Source organism: Pseudoxanthomonas sp. GM95 (genome assembly GCF_900109775.1).
GTDB lineage: Bacteria > Pseudomonadota > Gammaproteobacteria > Xanthomonadales > Xanthomonadaceae > Pseudoxanthomonas_A.
This window is the reverse complement of sequence record NZ_FOAX01000003.1, coordinates 288,103-303,821: the sequence shown is the minus strand read 5'-3', so window position 1 is coordinate 303,821 and position 15,719 is coordinate 288,103. Positions and strand designations below refer to the sequence as shown.

Below are 15,719 nucleotides of genomic sequence, written 5' to 3'. Positions count from 1 at the left end.
GCTCAGTGTGCCGGCACCGTGCGTTCGCGCGCCCAGTCGCGCAGCGCCTGGACCTGTTCGGCCATCAGCACCGAGAGGGGACGCGTGGCGCGGATCTCGCGCATCAGGCCATCGGTGTCCAGCGGGCGGTTGTCGGCATAGGCCGAGTACAGGCCGGACACGATCGCCTGTTCGATCTCGGCGCCGGAGAAGCCGTTGCTCGCCGCGGCCAACGCCGGCAGCTCGAACGCCTCGGCGTGCAGCTTGCGTCGCGCCAGATGCAGCCGGAGCAGCTCCACGCGCGTATCCGGGTCGGGCAGGTCGACGAAGAAGATCTCGTCGAAGCGGCCCTTGCGCAGCAGCTCCGGCGGCAGGTCCTGGACCTGGTTGGCGGTGGCGACGATGAACACCTGCGCCTTGCGCTCGGCCATCCAGGTCAGCAGCGTGCCCAGCACGCGCCGCGAGACGCCGCCGTCTTCGCCGCCGCCGCTGGACAGGCCTTTTTCGATCTCGTCGATCCACAGCACGCACGGCGCCAGCTGTTCGGCGGCCGACAGCGCCTTGCGCAGGTTCTTCTCGGTTTCGCCGTGGTACTTGTCGTACAGCGCGCCCATGTCCATGCGCAGCAGCGGCACGCCGAAGCCGGCGGCGGTGGCCTTGGCCAGCATCGACTTGCCGCAGCCCTGCACGCCCAGCAGCAACATGCCGCGCGGCGGGTCCAGGCCCGGCGGCGGGGTGGTGGAGGTGAACACGCTGCGGCGCTGGGCGATCCAGCGCTTGAGCCGGTCGGCGCCGGCCACTTCGTCCAGGCGCGTGCCGTCGTATTCGTAATGCAGCTGGCCGCCGCGGCCGAGCAGCTCGAATTTCAGCTTGGCCAGCTGCGGCAGGTCGCCCGGGCCGAGCGCGCCGTCGTCATAGATCAGGTGCCGGGCGATGCGGCGCGCGTCGACCAAGTCCAGCCCGGCCAGGTTGCGGATGATCTGCTGGGCTGCATCGGTATCGACCTCGACCCGGCGCCCGCCGTTCTCGGCGGGATAGGCGGCCACTTCCTCGCGCAGCATCTTCAGCAGCGCCGCGGCGTCGGGCAGGCGCGGGGTGAAGCGCACGGCCAGCGGTTCCAGGTCCTCGGGCAGGCTGACGCTGGCGCCGATGATGACCACCACGTGCGGCTGGCAGTGCCGGCGCTGGAGGATGTCGCGCAGCTGGCGCTGGTGGCCGGCGTATTCCAGGTAGGGCGCGAAATCCAGCAGCAGGTAGATGCCGCGCTGCGCGGCGGCCTTGATCGCCTGCAGGGCAGCGCCGGTCTCGGGCGCGCCTTCGGGTGGGTCCTCGCGGTCCATGTCCAGCCGGCGCAGGCCCTCGGTGGCCGACCAGCGATACAGGGCGCGCCAGACCTGGGCCAGGGCCTGGCGGAACAGCTGCACCACCCGGACCTCGTCCTGGGTCTCGATCACGATCAGCGGGGTATTGGCGCGGATCAGGGCGGTGAGGTCTTGCAGTTCGCTCATGTGCACTCCATGCAGGGCGGGCGAACACTAGCAGACCGCGATGGCCGTCCCGGCGGGCCGGGCGGTTCTCGTATTCACGTGCGCCGGTGTACGCTCCGGCTTCCCGGACGAGTGCAAGGCGTGCGCATGAAGACGATCCTGGTCGCCAGTTCCAAAGGCGGTGCCGGCAAGACCACCCTCGCCACCAACCTGGCGGCGTGCTTTGCCCTGCAGGGACAGCGCACCGTGCTGGTGGACGCCGATCCCCAGGAATCCTCGACTCGCTGGGCCCAGCGCCGCGCCGGGCTGGAAAGCGCCGTCCTGCCGATCGACGGCACCGGCAAGAAGTGGGCGACCAAGCTGCCGCCGGATACCGAGACGGTGATTGTCGACGGCCGCGCCGGGGCGATGGCCGACGAGCTGGAAACTTTTCTTGATGCCGCCGATGCGGTGGTGGTGCCGGTGCTGCCCTCGGGGCTGGACATCGAGGCCACGGTCGGCTTCCTCAACACGCTGGCCAAGGTGCCACGCGTACACAAGCGCAAGCTGCCGGTGGGGCTGGTGCTCAACCGCGCCAAGCCGTGGACCAACACGGCCCAGCAGGCGCTGGAAATGATGGGCCAATGGCCGTATCCGGTGATCACGACACTGCGTGACACCCAGGGCTATGTGGTCATGGCTGGATTGGGCCGCAGCCTGTTCGACTATCACTCGGCCCATGTGCGTGATCACCAGGAAGACTGGCAGCCACTGCTCAAGTGGCTCGCCCAGGCCTGAAGCCAAGGCGGTTGTCCCGATGCGTGAATTGATCCTGCTACGCCATGCCCATGCCGAACCCGCTGCCGCCGGGCAGTCGGATTTCGATCGTCCCCTCTCGCCGATCGGCGCCAGCGAGGCCGAAGCGGCCGGCCGCTGGCTCCTCGAACAGCGGTTGATCCCCGACCGCGCGGTGTATTCGCCGGCGCGGCGGACCCGCGAAACCCTTGAAGCGGTGCTGGCCATCACCGGCTATGTCGAACAGCGACTGGAGGACAGCATCTACGAGGCCACCGCCGGCACGCTGATCGCGTTGGCCGATGCCCATCGCGATGTGGACCGTTTGCTGTTGCTGGGCCACAACCCCGGCCTGGAGCGCGTGGCGGCCTTGCTGCACAGCGGCAGCAGCAGCGAGTACCGCGGCATGCCACCGGGATCGGTGGCGGTGCTGTCCTTCGCCAGCGAAGGCCCGGTGGAACCGGGCGTGGCCACCCTGTCGGCGTTCTGGTGGCCTTGAGCTGCAAACGGCTGCTGCGCAGCGGCGCCTGCGTCGCGCTGACGCTGTGCGCGGCGGCCGCGGCGCAGGTCCGCGCGATCCCGCTGGACAAGCAGCACACCCGGCTGGGCTTTGAACTCTCCACTCGTTGGGGCCAGACGCTGGAAGGCCAGTTCCCGCGCTACGACGGCGTGGTCAGCGTGCTGCCCGATGGCCGCCACCAGGTGTCGCTGCGGATGTATACGGCGGATGTGCAGATCACCGATCATGAGCGCTATGCGCAATGGGCGCGTGGCAGCGCGTTCTTCGACTCGGCGAAGTTTCCCGAAGTGGTCTTCATTTCCCATCCCTACGACGTCTCCATGCTGATCGCCGGTGGCCACATCGCCGGCGAGCTGGTGATCCGCGGCATCCGCCGTCCGGAAACCCTGACCGTGGAGCCGGCCCAGTGCCCGCGCCCGGCGCTGGACTGCGATGTGATCCTGTCTGGCGAAGTGCGCCGCAGCGACTACGAGATGGACAGCCTCAAGCTGGCCATCAGCGACAAGGTGGTGTTCCTGCTGCACGCGCGGATCGAGCCGCCGAAGGAGAAGCCTTGAGGCAATGGGTGGGGGCCCTGGCCCTGCTGCTGTCCCTGCTGGGCAGCGGCTGCGCCAGCCTGTCCCAGGCCGAGCACGCGCGGGCGGTGGGCATCGCCCAAGCCGCGCGCTCGCAGGTCGTCGATTGCCGGCAGGCCAACGCGTGCGCCGAGGCCTCGCCGCTGCGCGCGCTGGCCGATACCGCCATCGCCCAGTCCACGCCGGCGGCGCCGCATCACTACGCGCTGCTGCTGGATCGCGGCGAGGATTCGCTGCTGGCGCGGCTCAACCTGATCCGCGCGGCGCGCAAGACCGTCGATGTGCAGACCTACATCTTCGACACCGACGACAGCTCGCGCATGGTGCTCGATGCGCTGCTGGCCGCGGCCGGGCGCGGCGTGCAGGTGCGGGTGCTGATCGACCAGCTTTCGGCGATCTCCAACCTGGACATGCTGGCCGCGCTGTCCGGCGCGCACCGCAATTTCCAGCTGCGGATCTACAACCCCACCTTCAACCAGGCCGTGCCGGGCTACCTGGATTACGCGGCCAGCGTGCTGTGCTGTTTCCGCCGCTTCAACCAGCGCATGCATACCAAGCTGCTGCTGGTGGACGACGCGGTCGGCATCACCGGCGGGCGCAACTACCAGGACGACTATTACGACTGGGACGCCGAGTACAACTTCCGCGATCGCGATGTGCTGATCGCCGGGCCCGAAGGCGCGGACATGGCGCGCAGCTTCAACCAGTTCTGGAATGCCCCGCGTAGCGTTGCCGCCGAGCGCCTAGACGATGTCGGCAAGACCCTGCTGGACAAGGGCGTGCCGGCGATGCCGCCCGAAGCGTTCAAGCGGCCCGATCGCGTGGCCGACATGGACGAGGACGCCAGCGACCCGGAGGTGATCAGCGATCGCCTGGTGTCGCGCGCGTTGCCGGTGGGCAAAGTCAGCTACATCGCCGATACGCCGCGCAAGCATCGCGCCGACGATCCCGAAGCGGCCGCGCCATCCGATGGCGAGTTGCTGACGCTGCTGGTCAATGCGAAGGACGAGATCCTGATGCAGACCCCGTACCTGGTGATGTCCGACCGCGCCGAGGATTTCTTCGCCGGCCTGCGCAAGCGTCCGATGCCGCCGCGGGTGGTGGTGTCCACCAACAGCCTTGCCGCGACCGACAACCCGATCGTCTATTCGGTGTCGGCCAAGTACAAGCGCATGTACCTGCGCAAGCTGGGCTTCCACCTGTACGAATACAAGCCGTTCCCCGAAGACGCGCCGGTGGACTACGCCACGATGCTGCCGTTGCCTCCGGTCACGCTGCCCGATGGCACCGGCGCGCCGGCGGCCAGCGTCGAGCAGGGCAGCAACGACACGCGCATCCGCGCCTCGATGCCGGGCAGCCGGCCGTTCGGCATGGTCGATCGCGACGAGCAGCAGGACCGCGCCGAGCGTCGCGCCCGCCAGAAGAACCGCGTCGACCGCCGCCTGCAGCGCACCGAGAACCGGCCGTCGTTCCTCAGCAAGGGGCCGGCCAGCGATCCGCTGCCGCTCAAGCGCGCCGGCGTGCGCATGGGCCTGCACGCCAAGTCGATGGTGATCGACGGCGATATCGCGGTGATCGGCACGCACAACTTCGACCCGCGCTCGATCGACTACAACACCGAGGCGGTGGTGGTGATCCCCGACCGCGCCTTCGCCCAGCAGGTGGAGGCCAGCATCCATCGCGACATCGCACCGGAAAATTCCTGGGTGATCGCGCCGCGCGCCAAGCCGATCGTGTTTTCCGGCCTCAATTACAGCCTGGACAAGGTCTCCTCGTCGCTGCCGCTGTTCGACATCTGGCCGTGGCGCTACGCCACCAGCTACGAGTTCACGCCCAGCGAGCAGTGCCCCGTGCCGCTGCCGGTGAACGACCCGATGTTCCATGCCTGCTACAAATCCGTCGGCGATTTCCCGGAAGTCAGCATTGGCCCCAAGCGCCTGTATGCGCGCATCCTGATCGCCTTCGGCGCCGGCCTGGTACCGATCCTGTAATCCCTTACGAAGGACTTTGCGATGGTGTTCCGTGCCCCCGTCGATCTCGACGCCCTCAACGCGATGTCAGCCGGCAACCTGGTCGGCCATCTCGGCATCGTCATCACCGAAGCCGGCGATGACTGGCTGCGCGGCACCATGCCGGTCGAAGCGCGCACGCACCAGCCGTTCGGCCTGCTGCATGGCGGCGCCTCGGTGGTGCTGGCCGAAACCCTGGGCAGCCTGGCTGGCGGCCTGAGCGTGCTCGATCCCGACACCCAGGGCGTGGTCGGCCTGGAAATCAACGCCAACCACATTCGTGGCGAGAAGACCGGCCTGGTCACCGGCACTGCGCGGGCGATCCACATCGGTCGCAGCACCCAGGTCTGGGACATCCGCATCGAGAACGCTCGCGGCAAGCCGGTCTGCGTCTCGCGCCTGACCCTGGCCGTGGTCAACAAGCCGGCCTGACGCGAACGCGGCCAAGGCGGACGCGCCACGTGTGCAAAGCCGCGTGAAACCCGCCGCCGGCTGACGGAACGCTGCTTTTAAGGGCGTTCCAGTAGCAGGACACCGAGGCGTTCCGGTATCGTGCCGTCATGATTTCGACATCCACCCCGGCGCCAGCGGCAAGTGGCGCCGGCCGCGCGTTCCGTTACCTGCTGCGTACCCCGCTCTTGCTGGTGCACGTGTTCGTGATGCTGCCGCTGTTGCTGCTGATGATGGTGCCGCTGTGGGCCGGCCTGCCGGTGGCCGGGCGCACGCTCAAGCAGTTCTCGGTCGAACACTGGTCGGCCGCGCTGATGCGCATCTTCGGCTTCCGTCTGCGTCGCAGCGGCACGCCGCTCAAAGGCGCGGTGATGTTCGTCTCCAACCACGTCAGCTGGGTGGATATCGAGATGGTCCACAGCCAGCGCATGGTCGGGTTCGTGGCCAAGCAGGAGATCCGCAGCTGGCCGGTGGTGGGCTGGCTGGCCGAGCGCGGCGAGACCATCTTCCACCAGCGCGGCAGCACCGAGTCGCTGGGCGGGGTGATGGACGCGATGCTGGAGCGCCTGCAGCAGGGCCGCCCGGTCGCGGTGTTCCCCGAAGGCCGCACCCGCGATGGCGCCGAGGTCGGCCCGTTCCACGCGCGCATCTTCCAGCCGGCGGTCGAGGCCGTCGTGCCGGTGCAGCCGGTCGCGCTGCGCTACGGCGACCACGGCAACGCCCAGTCGATCGTCGCCTTCGGCCCGCGCGAAAGCTTTTTCACGAATTTTCTGCGCCTGCTGGGCGAACCTGCGCGCGTGGCCGATGTCTGCTTCCTCGAACCCATCTATCCCGACCAGGTCCAAGGCCGGCGCCAGATCGCCGACACCGCCCGGGCGCGCATCGTCGCGGCGATGGAGGCCTGAGGATGCTGGGCTTCGGCGGCCGGCCCGCGCTTGCCGAGGCCAGACTGGTGCCCGCGCAGCGCGCGACGGTCGAGGCGCTGGCTGGTGCCGATCCGGTCTCGCCGGAGGACTACCTGCCGCCACGCTGGCTGCGTAACGCGCACCTGCAGTCGATCCTGAGTTCCAGCGACCTGCGTCGTCGTCGCGGGCTACGCCGCCTGCAGGCGCTGGGCGCGGTCAGCACCGAGCACATCTTCGATGGCGGCGCGGGCGTGCGCCTGCAGGGCTGGCACACCGTGATCCCCGGCATGGAGGTGCGCGGCCTGGCGCTGCTGCTGCATGGCTGGGAAGGCAGCGCCGAATCCAGCTACATGCGCATGACCGCCGCCAGCCTGCTGGAAGCCGGTTACGAGGTGGTGCGCCTGAACTTCCGTGACCACGGCAACACGCACCACCTCAACGAAGACATCTTCCATTCCTGCCTGTTGCCCGAAGTGCTGCATGCGGCGATCGACGTAGCCGAGAAATTCCCACAGCGGCCACTGGTGGCCGCCGGCTATTCGCTCGGTGGCAACTTCGCACTGCGCCTGGCGCTGCGCGCGCCGGAGATCGGCCTGCCGCTCAAGCACGTGGCCGCGGTCTGTCCGGTGCTGGATCCGCACGCGGCGCTGATGGGCATGGAGCGCGGCCTGCCGCTGTACCACTGGTATTTCCAGCGCAAGTGGCGGCATTCGCTGGAGCTCAAGCGCGAACTGTTTCCCGAGCGCCACGTCTACGACGATGAAACGCTCTCGCTCAGCGTGCGCGAGCTGACCCGCTGGATGGTCGAGAACGAAACCGACTTCGGCACGCTGGAAAACTATCTCGAAGGCTACTCGGTCGCCGGCGCCCGCCTGGCCAACATGACCGTCCCGGCCAACATCCTGATGGCCCAGGACGATCCGGTGATTCCCTTCGCGGACTTCGCCAACTGGCAGCTGCCGGCCACCGCCCGGCTGGAAGTCGCGCGCTGGGGCGGCCATTGCGGCTTCATCGAAAACGCCCACTGCGACGGCTTCGGCGAACGCTGGGTCACCGATCGTTTGACCCGCGGTTGAGCTGCCGGCCCGCGGGCCGCGTGGCAACGGACTGACATCCCCCAACAGGAGCATCTGCATGCGCATCCACAGTGACAGTTTCGCCAATGGCGCGCCGATTCCGGTCGCGTTCGCAGGAGGCGATGCCCAGGGTTTTGCGCCCAATCGCAATCCGCAGCTGGCCTGGCGCGAGGTGCCGGACGGCACGCATTCGTTCGCACTGTTGTGCGTGGATCCGGACGTGCCGACGGTGGCCGAGACGACCAATCGCGACGACATGGAAGTGCCGGTCGATCAGCCGCGCGCGGACTTTTTCCACTGGGTGATGATCGACCTGCCGGCCGACCTGCGCGAGCTCGCCGAAGGCAGTTGCAGCGATGGCTTCGTGGCGAAGGGCAAGCGCGATCCCGCCGGCCCGGCCGGCGCGCGCCAGGGCTTGAACGACTACACCGGCTATTTCGCCGGACACGCCGATCTTGGCGGCGAATACTTCGGCTATGACGGCCCGTATCCGCCATACAACGACCTGCGGCTGCATCACTACCATTTCCGCCTGTATGCGCTGAACGTGGCGACGCTGCCGCTGGAGGCTGGTTTCAACGGTCAGGACGTGCAGGCCGCGATCGAAGGCCATGTGCTGGCGCAGGCCGAGTGGATCGGCACCTACTCGCTCAATGCGAAGGTCCTCGCCGGCTGAGGGCCTGCCTGCATGAAATAAAAAAGCCCGCGCACTGCGCGGGCTTTTTCGTTGTGCGGCCTTGTTGAGGCTCAGGCGCCGCTGGGCAGGAACAGCAGCAGCGCCACGCCCAGCACGATGCGGTAGATCGCAAAGCCGGTGTAGCGGTGCGACTTGATGAAGCCCAGCAGCCAGCGCACCACGATGAAGCCGGTGACCGCCGCCGCCACGAATGCCACTGCCACCGCGGCCCAGTCCACCTGGCCCAGCTGCCCGTCCTTGGCCAGTTCCAGGAAGGTGTAGCCGCTGGCGGCGAACATGGTCGGGATGCCGACCAGGAAGGCGAACTCGGTGGCCGAGGCGCGCCGGCTGGTGCCGGCCAGCATCGCGATGAAGATCGCCGCGGCCGAGCGCGAGGTGCCCGGGAACACGCCGGCCACCACCTGCGCCAGGCCGACCAGCACTGCCACGGTCCAGGTCACGTTCGGCTGGTCGCCGCGGCGCTCGGACAGGCGCTCGGCCAGGATCATCCAGAAGCCGCCGATGATCAGCGCCCAGGCCACTGGCGTCACCGTCTCGGGCAGTTCCCAGCCCAGCTTGCGCACGATCAGGCCGACTACGGCGGTGACCACGAAGGCGGTGCCCAGCTTGAACAGATAGTCGCGCTGGACCGGATCGCGCCAGCCGAAGGCCAGCGAGATCAGCCGCTGCCGGAAGACCAGCACCACCGCGATGATCGCGCCGGCCTGGATGATGATGTTGAAGAAGTCGGTTTGCCGCGGGAGCCAGTGTTGGGCGATCAACAGATGGCCGGTGCTGGAGATGGGCAGGAATTCGGTCAGGCCTTCGAGAATGCCGAGCAGCAGCGCGGCGAGCATTTCTGACATGTTGGACAGGAAAGACGTGGGGGACCCCAAGCATACGGGGATTTGAAGATGCACGTCGACGGTGCATTGAAGTCCGGATTGCACGAAAATGGTGCACAATCGTGGTGCGTGCCGTGAAGGTTGTGTATAGAAAACAGCGACTTACGGGGTCTCCAAAGTTGGCACGTGCTTTGCGATACCACCGTCACACATTCCACCTCACCAAAAGATCCGAGGAGCAAAGATGTCCGTCGACAAAGTCGAAAAGCTGATCAAGGAAACCAAGGCCGAGTTCGTCGACCTGCGCTTCGTTGACCTGCGCGGCGTGGAACAGCACGTCACCTTCCCGATCAACATCGTCGAGCCGAGCCTGTTCGAAGAAGGCAAGATGTTCGACGGCAGCTCGATCAGCGGCTGGAAGGGCATCAACGAGTCGGACATGGTCCTGATGCCGGACGCCGACACCGCCTACCTGGATCCGTTCTACGCCGATCCGACCATCAACATCACCTGCGACGTGCTGGACCCGGCCACCATGACCCCGTATGCGCGTTGCCCGCGCGGCGTGGCCAAGCGTGCCGAGGCCTACCTCAAGTCCAGCGGCATCGCCGACCAGGCCTTCTTCGGCCCGGAGCCCGAGTTCTTCATCTTCGACTCGGTGCGCTTCTCCAATGACATGGGCAACACCTTCTTCAAGGTCGATTCCGAAGAAGCGGCCTGGAACACCGGCGCCAAGTACGAAGGCGGCAACAGCGGCTACCGTCCGGGCGTGAAGGGTGGTTACTTCCCCGTCCCGCCGACCGACTCGCTGCACGACATCCGCGCCGAGATGGTCAAGACGCTGGAGCAGGTCGGCATCTCGACCGAAGTGCACCACCATGAAGTGGCCACCGCCGGCCAGTGCGAAATCGGCACCCGCTTCAACTCGCTGGTGAAGAAGGCCGACGAACTGCTGGCGATGAAGTACATCGTCAAGAACGTCGCCTTCCGCAATGGCAAGACCGCCACCTTCATGCCCAAGCCGATCGTCGGCGACAACGGCAGCGGCATGCACGTGCACCAGTCGCTGGCCAAGGACGGGACCAACCTGTTCACCGGTGACGGCTACGGCGGCCTGTCGCAGCTGGCGCTGTGGTACATCGGCGGCATCTTCAAGCACGCCAAGGCGATCAACGCGTTCTCCAACTCGGGCACCAACAGCTACAAGCGCCTGGTCCCGGGCTTCGAAGCGCCGGTGATGCTGGCCTATTCGGCCCGTAACCGCTCGGCCTCGTGCCGCATTCCGTGGGTGGCCAACCCGAAGGCCCGCCGCATCGAGGTCCGTTTCCCGGATCCGCTGCAGTCCGGTTACCTGACCTTCGCTGCGCTGATGATGGCCGGCCTGGACGGCATCAAGAACCAGATCGACCCGGGCGAACCGAGCGACAAGGATCTGTACGACCTGCCGCCGGAAGAAGAGAAGCTGATCCCGCAGGTCTGCTCCTCGCTCGACCAGGCCCTGGAAGCGCTGGACAAGGACCGCGAATTCCTCAAGGCCGGTGGCGTGTTCACCGACGACCTGATCGACGGTTACATCGACCTGAAGATGCAGGAAGTCACCAAGTTCCGCGCCGCCACGCATCCGCTGGAGTACCAGCTGTACTACGCCAACTGAGCAACCGCGGCGATGGCGGTGGATCTCCCCTCCCACCCGCCGCCATCGCTGCACTTTTTCTCCGCGCACCGTCTCGCCGATCGGCGGCGCGCAGCCAGGACTGGGGTGATCGCGCCCGCAGTACGCAGTACCGGGGAAACATCGCGTGGGCGCCCATGGGCCGCATCGTCCTCCCTCCCACGTCGTCCGGCAGGCCCTTGCCTTGTCGGTTCGGCGCGGTCCATGGGTGACTCCCACCACCATCACGGCATTGGCGCGGGGTGCGCCAATGGCTGAGCACTCAGTGCAGTCAAGTCGGCCGGCAGCGCCGGTCGTTCCATCCACCATCGGGGAATGTGCATGAAACTGATCACCGCCATCATCCGCCCGTTCAAACTGGACGAAGTCCGGGAAGCGCTGTCGCAGACAGGCGTTTCGGGCATCACCGTCACTGAAGTCAAAGGCTTCGGACGGCAGAAGGGCCACACCGAGTTGTACCGCGGCGCCGAGTACGTCGTCGATTTCCTGCCCAAGATCAAGATCGAAACCGTCGTCACCGACGAGCGCCTGGAGGCTGTGATTGAAGCCATCCAGCAGGCTGCCGGCACCGGCAAGATCGGCGACGGCAAGATTTTCGTGACCTCGATCGACCAGGTCATCCGCATCCGCACCGGCGAAGTCGGCGCTGACGCACTCTAAACCCACTCGGAGAGAACCCCCACATGAAGACTCGTCGTCTGCTCTCCGGGTTGAAGACCCGCCTGCAGGTGCTGTGCCTTGCGACCGTATTCGGCGTGATGGCCGCCAGCACCGCGTTCAGCGTCGCCGCGCAGGAAACCTCCGCGCCGGCCACCACCGAGGCCCCGGCTGCCGAAGCACCTGCTGAAGCCGCGCCGGAACCGGCCGCTGCGCCGGCCGCCGCCGAAGCTGCTGCCCCGACCGAAGAAGCCGCACCTGCGGCCGACATCGTCGAAAAGGGCGACGTGGCCTGGATGCTGACCTCCACGCTGCTGGTGCTGCTGATGACGGTGCCGGGCCTGGCGCTGTTCTACGGCGGCATGGTGCGTTCGAAGAACGTGCTGTCGGTGCTGATCCAGGTCATCACCGTGTTCTCGCTGATCTCGATCCTGTGGGTCATCTACGGCTACAGCCTGGCGTTCTCGGGTGACGGTCCGTGGATCGGCAACCTGGACAAGGCCTTCCTCAAGGGCGTGACGCTTGAGTCGCTCGCGGCCACCTTCACCAAGGGCGTCAGCCTGCCGGAGATGGTGTTCGTGGTGTTCCAGCTGACCTTCGCCGGCATCACCGGTGCGCTGATCGTCGGCGCCTTCGCCGAGCGCGTGAAGTTCGCCGCGGTGCTGCTGTTCTCGGTGATCTGGTTCACCGTCGGCTACCTGCCGATGGCGCACATGGTCTGGGCCGCCGGTGGCTTCCTGTTCGAGAAGGGCGCGCTGGACTTCGCAGGCGGCACGGTCGTGCACATCAACGCCGGTGTCGCCGGCCTGGTGGGTTCGTACTTCGTCGGCAAGCGCCTGGGCTTTGGCCAGGTCGCGCTGAAGCCGCATAACGTCACGCACACCTTCGTCGGTGCCTCGCTGCTGTGGGTGGGCTGGTTCGGCTTCAACGCCGGTTCCAACCTGGAAGCCAATGCCGGTGCGGCGCTGGCCTTCCTCAACACCATGCTGGCAACCGCCGCGGCGATCCTGGCCTGGGCGCTGGCCGAGAAGCTCTTCAAGGGCAAGTCCTCCGCCTTGGGCGTGGCCTCGGGTGCGGTGGCTGGCCTGGTCGGCATCACCCCGGCCTGCGGCACCGTCGGCCCGTTCGGTGCGATCGCCATCGGCGCCATCGCTGCGTTTGTCTGCGTGTGGGGCGTCACCGGCCTGAAGAAGCTGCTCAAGGCCGACGACACGCTGGACGTGTTCGGCGTGCACGGCATCGGCGGCATCGTCGGCGCAATCCTGACCGGCGTGTTCTCGGCCGGCTCGCTGGGCGGCGTGAAGGGCGATGACTACTCCATCGCCAGTCAGGTCGTGATCCAGATCGAAGGCGTCGTGGTCACGGTGGTCTGGATCGGCATCGTGTCGATCGTGGGCTTCCTGATCGCCAAGCTGGTGTTCGGCCTGCGCGTGAGCGAAGACGCCGAGCGCGAGGGTCTGGACATCACGTCGCACGGCGAATCGGCCTACGAGGCCTGATCCAACAACCGGACGGCGGCATTGCACTAAGATGGTGCAATGCCGCCCCCGGACTCCGAACTCTCTGCATTCGAAGCTCCCGTAGGACCTGTGACCGACGCACCCACCCCGGATGCCCTCAGCACCCCGGTGGCCTGGGCAGATGCTGACGGCCTGGTCCTTGGCGCCAATGCCGCGTTTGCACGCTGGCTCGGCGTCAGCCCCCGGCGCCTGCTGGGGCGCCCCCTGGCCGCATTGGAAATGGATGGCGATGCCATGGCCCGCTTCATGGACAACACGGACCGCGACCTGCTGCGCCTGCACCGGGTCGCCTTGGGCATTCCCGGCGAAGCGCCGCGGTTTGCCGAAGGTTGGCTGTCCCGCACCGACGAGGGGGGCTGGTTGATGGAAGCCCACCCGGTCGACGATTTCCCCGCGCTGGATCCGGCCCAGGCGCTACCCAGCGCCCTGGCGGCCGCCCTGCGTGGATTGGCGCACGAGCTGCGCAACCCGCTGGCCGGCCTGAAAGGCGCCGCCCAGCTGCTGTCGCGCCGCGCCCTGCACCGCAATGACAACGACGACGAGCGCGAGCTGATCGGCCTGATCGAGGCCGAAGCCGAGCGCCTCAACAACCTGCTCGACCGCCTGCTGTCGCCGGCTTCGCAGCAGCCGCATGCCTCCTTGAACATCCACGCCGTGCTGGAGCGCGTGCTGCGCCTAGCCGAGACCGACAGCAACGGCAACGGCGAGGTGCGCCTGCAGCGCGATTACGACCCCAGCCTGCCGGAGATCCATGGCGACGCCGATCGCTTGACCCAGGCGGTATGGAACCTGGTCGGCAATGCGATGCAGGCAGGCGCCGGCCTGATCACGCTGCGCACGCGGGTCGAGCACGGCCTGCGCATCCACGACCAGCTGCATGCGCGTGCGCTGCGGCTGGAAATCATCGACGACGGCCGCGGCGTGCCCGAAGAACTGGCCGAACACCTGTTCCTGCCGCTGGTTTCCGGGCGTGCCGAAGGCAGCGGCTTAGGGCTCGCGCTGGCCCAGCAGGTCGCGCGCGAACACCGCGGTTCGCTGGGCTTCCGCTCGCGCCCGGGCCATACCGTTTTCACCCTGTTGCTGCCGCAGTCGCGCGACGCCGGCGAGGAGGGACACCATGTCCATTGAAGACAACCAGCGCATCTGGGTGGTCGATGACGACCGCTCGGTGCGCTTCGTGCTGGCCACCGCGCTGCGCGATGCCGGCTACGACGTGGACGGGTTCGACAGTGCCGCCTCGGCGCTGCAGGCGCTGGGCACGCGCGGCGTGCCGGACCTGCTGTTCACCGACGTGCGCATGCCGGGCGAAGACGGCCTCAAGCTGCTCGATCGGCTCAAGCACGCGCATCCGCAGCTGCCGGTGATCGTGATGTCGGCCTATACCGACGTGGCCAGCACCGCCGGTGCGTTCCGCGGCGGCGCGCAGGAATTTTTGTCCAAGCCGTTCGACCTGGACGATGCCGTGGCGCTGGCGGCGCGCACGCTGCCCAGCGTCGAGGCCAACGATGCCGAGCTGCCCGAAGCCGTGCCCGAATCGCATCGCGGCACGCCCGAACTGATCGGCGACACGCCGGCGATGCGCGCGCTGTTCCGTGCGATCGGCCGCTTGGCGCAGGCGCCGCTGTCGGTGCTGGTCACCGGCGAAACCGGCACCGGCAAGGAGCTGGTTGCCCGCGCGCTGCACAACGAATCGCCGCGTTCGCGCAAACCTTTTGTCGCGCTCAACACCGCGGCGATTCCGGCCGAGCTGCTGGAAAGCGAACTGTTCGGCCACGAGGCTGGCGCCTTCACCGGCGCGCAGCGACGCCATATCGGCCGCTTCGAACAGGCCGATGGCGGCACCCTGTTCCTGGATGAAATCGGCGACATGCCGCTGCCGCTGCAGACGCGCCTGCTGCGCGTGCTGGCCGAAGGCGAATTCTTCCGTGTCGGCGGGCGCGAGCTGATCCGCGTGGACGTGCGCGTGATCGCCGCGACCCACCAGGACCTGGAAGGGCTGGCGCAGGCCGGGCGCTTCCGCGCCGACCTGTTGCATCGCCTGGACGTGGTCCGCCTGCAGCTGCCGCCGCTGCGCGAACGTCGCGGCGACGTGCCGCGCCTGGCCGAGAATTTCCTGGTCCAGGCCTGCCTCAAGCTGGGCACGCCGGCCAAGCGTGTCGCTGCATCAGCGCGCGATGCGCTGCGCGCACACGACTGGCCGGGCAATGTGCGCGAGCTGGAAAACGTCTGCTGGCGCCTGGCCGCGCTGGCGCCGTCGGACACCATCACCGTCGGCGATGTCGAGCAGTCGCTGACCCACACTTCGCAACCAGTCACGCAAGGCGCGGGCGACTGGGATGCGCTGCTGGGTCAGTGGGCGCGTGCGCGTCTGGCCGAAGGTGCCGAAGGCCTGCATGCCGAAGCCCGCGCGCGCCTGGATCGCATCCTGCTGGAGGCTGCGCTGCAGTTCACCAACGGCCGCCGCGCCGACGCTGCCGCGCGCCTGGGCGTGGGCCGTAACACCGTGACCCGCAAGCTGGGATCGGGCCGCAAGCGCAGCTGAGTGCGGCGCTTCCACCACGCTGCATGCCGTTG

General features: G+C 67.6%; 15 protein-coding genes. 13 read left to right on the top strand and 2 right to left on the bottom strand.

Features of this window, described 5'->3' with window-relative positions; translation table 11 throughout:
• Positions 1–2 precede the first annotated feature (2 nt).
• A complete protein-coding gene (locus BMZ17_RS16190; RefSeq protein WP_093140843.1) occupies positions 3–1,487 on the bottom strand; it encodes an AAA family ATPase in 1,485 nt (494 codons plus the stop codon).
• Positions 1,488–1,613: 126 nt separating this feature from the next.
• Here BMZ17_RS16190 and BMZ17_RS16185 point away from each other — a divergent pair, with 126 nt between their 5' ends.
• The 8 genes from BMZ17_RS16185 to BMZ17_RS16150 all read left to right on the top strand — a co-directional run bounded on the left by BMZ17_RS16185 (position 1,614) and on the right by BMZ17_RS16150 (position 8,451).
• Positions 1,614–2,243 carry a ParA family protein gene (locus BMZ17_RS16185; protein WP_093140839.1) on the top strand — a complete coding sequence of 210 codons (630 nt, stop codon included), beginning with the start codon at positions 1,614–1,616 and terminating at the stop codon, positions 2,241–2,243.
• A 19-nt stretch (positions 2,244–2,262) separates the two neighbouring features.
• Positions 2,263–2,739 carry a SixA phosphatase family protein gene (locus BMZ17_RS16180; RefSeq protein WP_093140835.1) on the top strand — a complete coding sequence of 159 codons (477 nt, stop codon included), beginning with the start codon at positions 2,263–2,265 and terminating at the stop codon, positions 2,737–2,739.
• Entirely contained in the window at positions 2,736–3,317 is a 582-nt protein-coding gene (locus tag BMZ17_RS16175) for a YceI family protein (RefSeq protein WP_254775393.1), read from the top strand. Before BMZ17_RS16180 ends, BMZ17_RS16175 begins: the two co-directional genes overlap by 4 nt.
• Entirely contained in the window at positions 3,314–5,326 is a 2,013-nt protein-coding gene (locus tag BMZ17_RS16170) for a phospholipase D family protein (protein WP_254775391.1), read from the top strand. The genes BMZ17_RS16175 and BMZ17_RS16170 overlap by 4 nt, the downstream gene beginning before the upstream one ends.
• A 21-nt stretch (positions 5,327–5,347) precedes the next feature.
• Positions 5,348–5,776, top strand: a complete 429-nt coding sequence (locus BMZ17_RS16165; RefSeq protein ID WP_093140826.1) for a hotdog fold thioesterase — start codon at positions 5,348–5,350, stop codon at positions 5,774–5,776.
• A 128-nt stretch (positions 5,777–5,904) separates the two neighbouring features.
• Entirely contained in the window at positions 5,905–6,699 is a 795-nt protein-coding gene (locus tag BMZ17_RS16160; protein WP_093140821.1) for a lysophospholipid acyltransferase family protein, read from the top strand.
• Positions 6,700–6,701: 2 nt separating this feature from the next.
• Entirely contained in the window at positions 6,702–7,775 is a 1,074-nt protein-coding gene (locus BMZ17_RS16155; RefSeq protein WP_093140818.1) for a YheT family hydrolase, read from the top strand.
• A gap of 58 nt (positions 7,776–7,833) precedes the next feature.
• A complete protein-coding gene (locus tag BMZ17_RS16150; protein WP_093140814.1) occupies positions 7,834–8,451 on the top strand; it encodes a YbhB/YbcL family Raf kinase inhibitor-like protein in 618 nt (205 codons plus the stop codon).
• Positions 8,452–8,522: 71 nt separating this feature from the next.
• Here BMZ17_RS16150 and BMZ17_RS16145 read toward each other — a convergent pair whose 3' ends face one another.
• Entirely contained in the window at positions 8,523–9,317 is a 795-nt protein-coding gene (locus BMZ17_RS16145; protein WP_093140810.1) for an undecaprenyl-diphosphate phosphatase, read from the bottom strand.
• A gap of 223 nt (positions 9,318–9,540) precedes the next feature.
• On the opposite strand from BMZ17_RS16145, the gene glnA reads away from it, so the two are divergent.
• From glnA to ntrC, 5 genes are all read left to right on the top strand, one after another.
• Positions 9,541–10,950 carry a type I glutamate--ammonia ligase gene (gene glnA, locus BMZ17_RS16140; protein ID WP_093140807.1) on the top strand — a complete coding sequence of 470 codons (1,410 nt, stop codon included), beginning with the start codon at positions 9,541–9,543 and terminating at the stop codon, positions 10,948–10,950.
• Positions 10,951–11,289: 339 nt separating this feature from the next.
• Positions 11,290–11,628: a P-II family nitrogen regulator gene (locus BMZ17_RS16135; protein ID WP_014159242.1), complete on the top strand. Its 339-nt coding sequence runs from the start codon at positions 11,290–11,292 to the stop codon at positions 11,626–11,628.
• A gap of 23 nt (positions 11,629–11,651) precedes the next feature.
• Complete coding sequence (locus BMZ17_RS16130; RefSeq protein WP_093140802.1) at positions 11,652–13,124, top strand: ammonium transporter; 1,473 nt, start codon at positions 11,652–11,654, stop codon at positions 13,122–13,124.
• 90 nt (positions 13,125–13,214) lie between these two features.
• Complete coding sequence (locus tag BMZ17_RS16125; protein WP_093140798.1) at positions 13,215–14,273, top strand: two-component system sensor histidine kinase NtrB; 1,059 nt, start codon at positions 13,215–13,217, stop codon at positions 14,271–14,273.
• On the top strand, positions 14,263–15,687 hold the full coding sequence (gene ntrC / locus BMZ17_RS16120) for a nitrogen regulation protein NR(I) (protein ID WP_093140794.1): 1,425 nt from the start codon (positions 14,263–14,265) through the stop codon (positions 15,685–15,687). The genes BMZ17_RS16125 and ntrC overlap by 11 nt, the downstream gene beginning before the upstream one ends.
• The last annotated feature ends 32 nt before the right edge of the window (positions 15,688–15,719 follow it).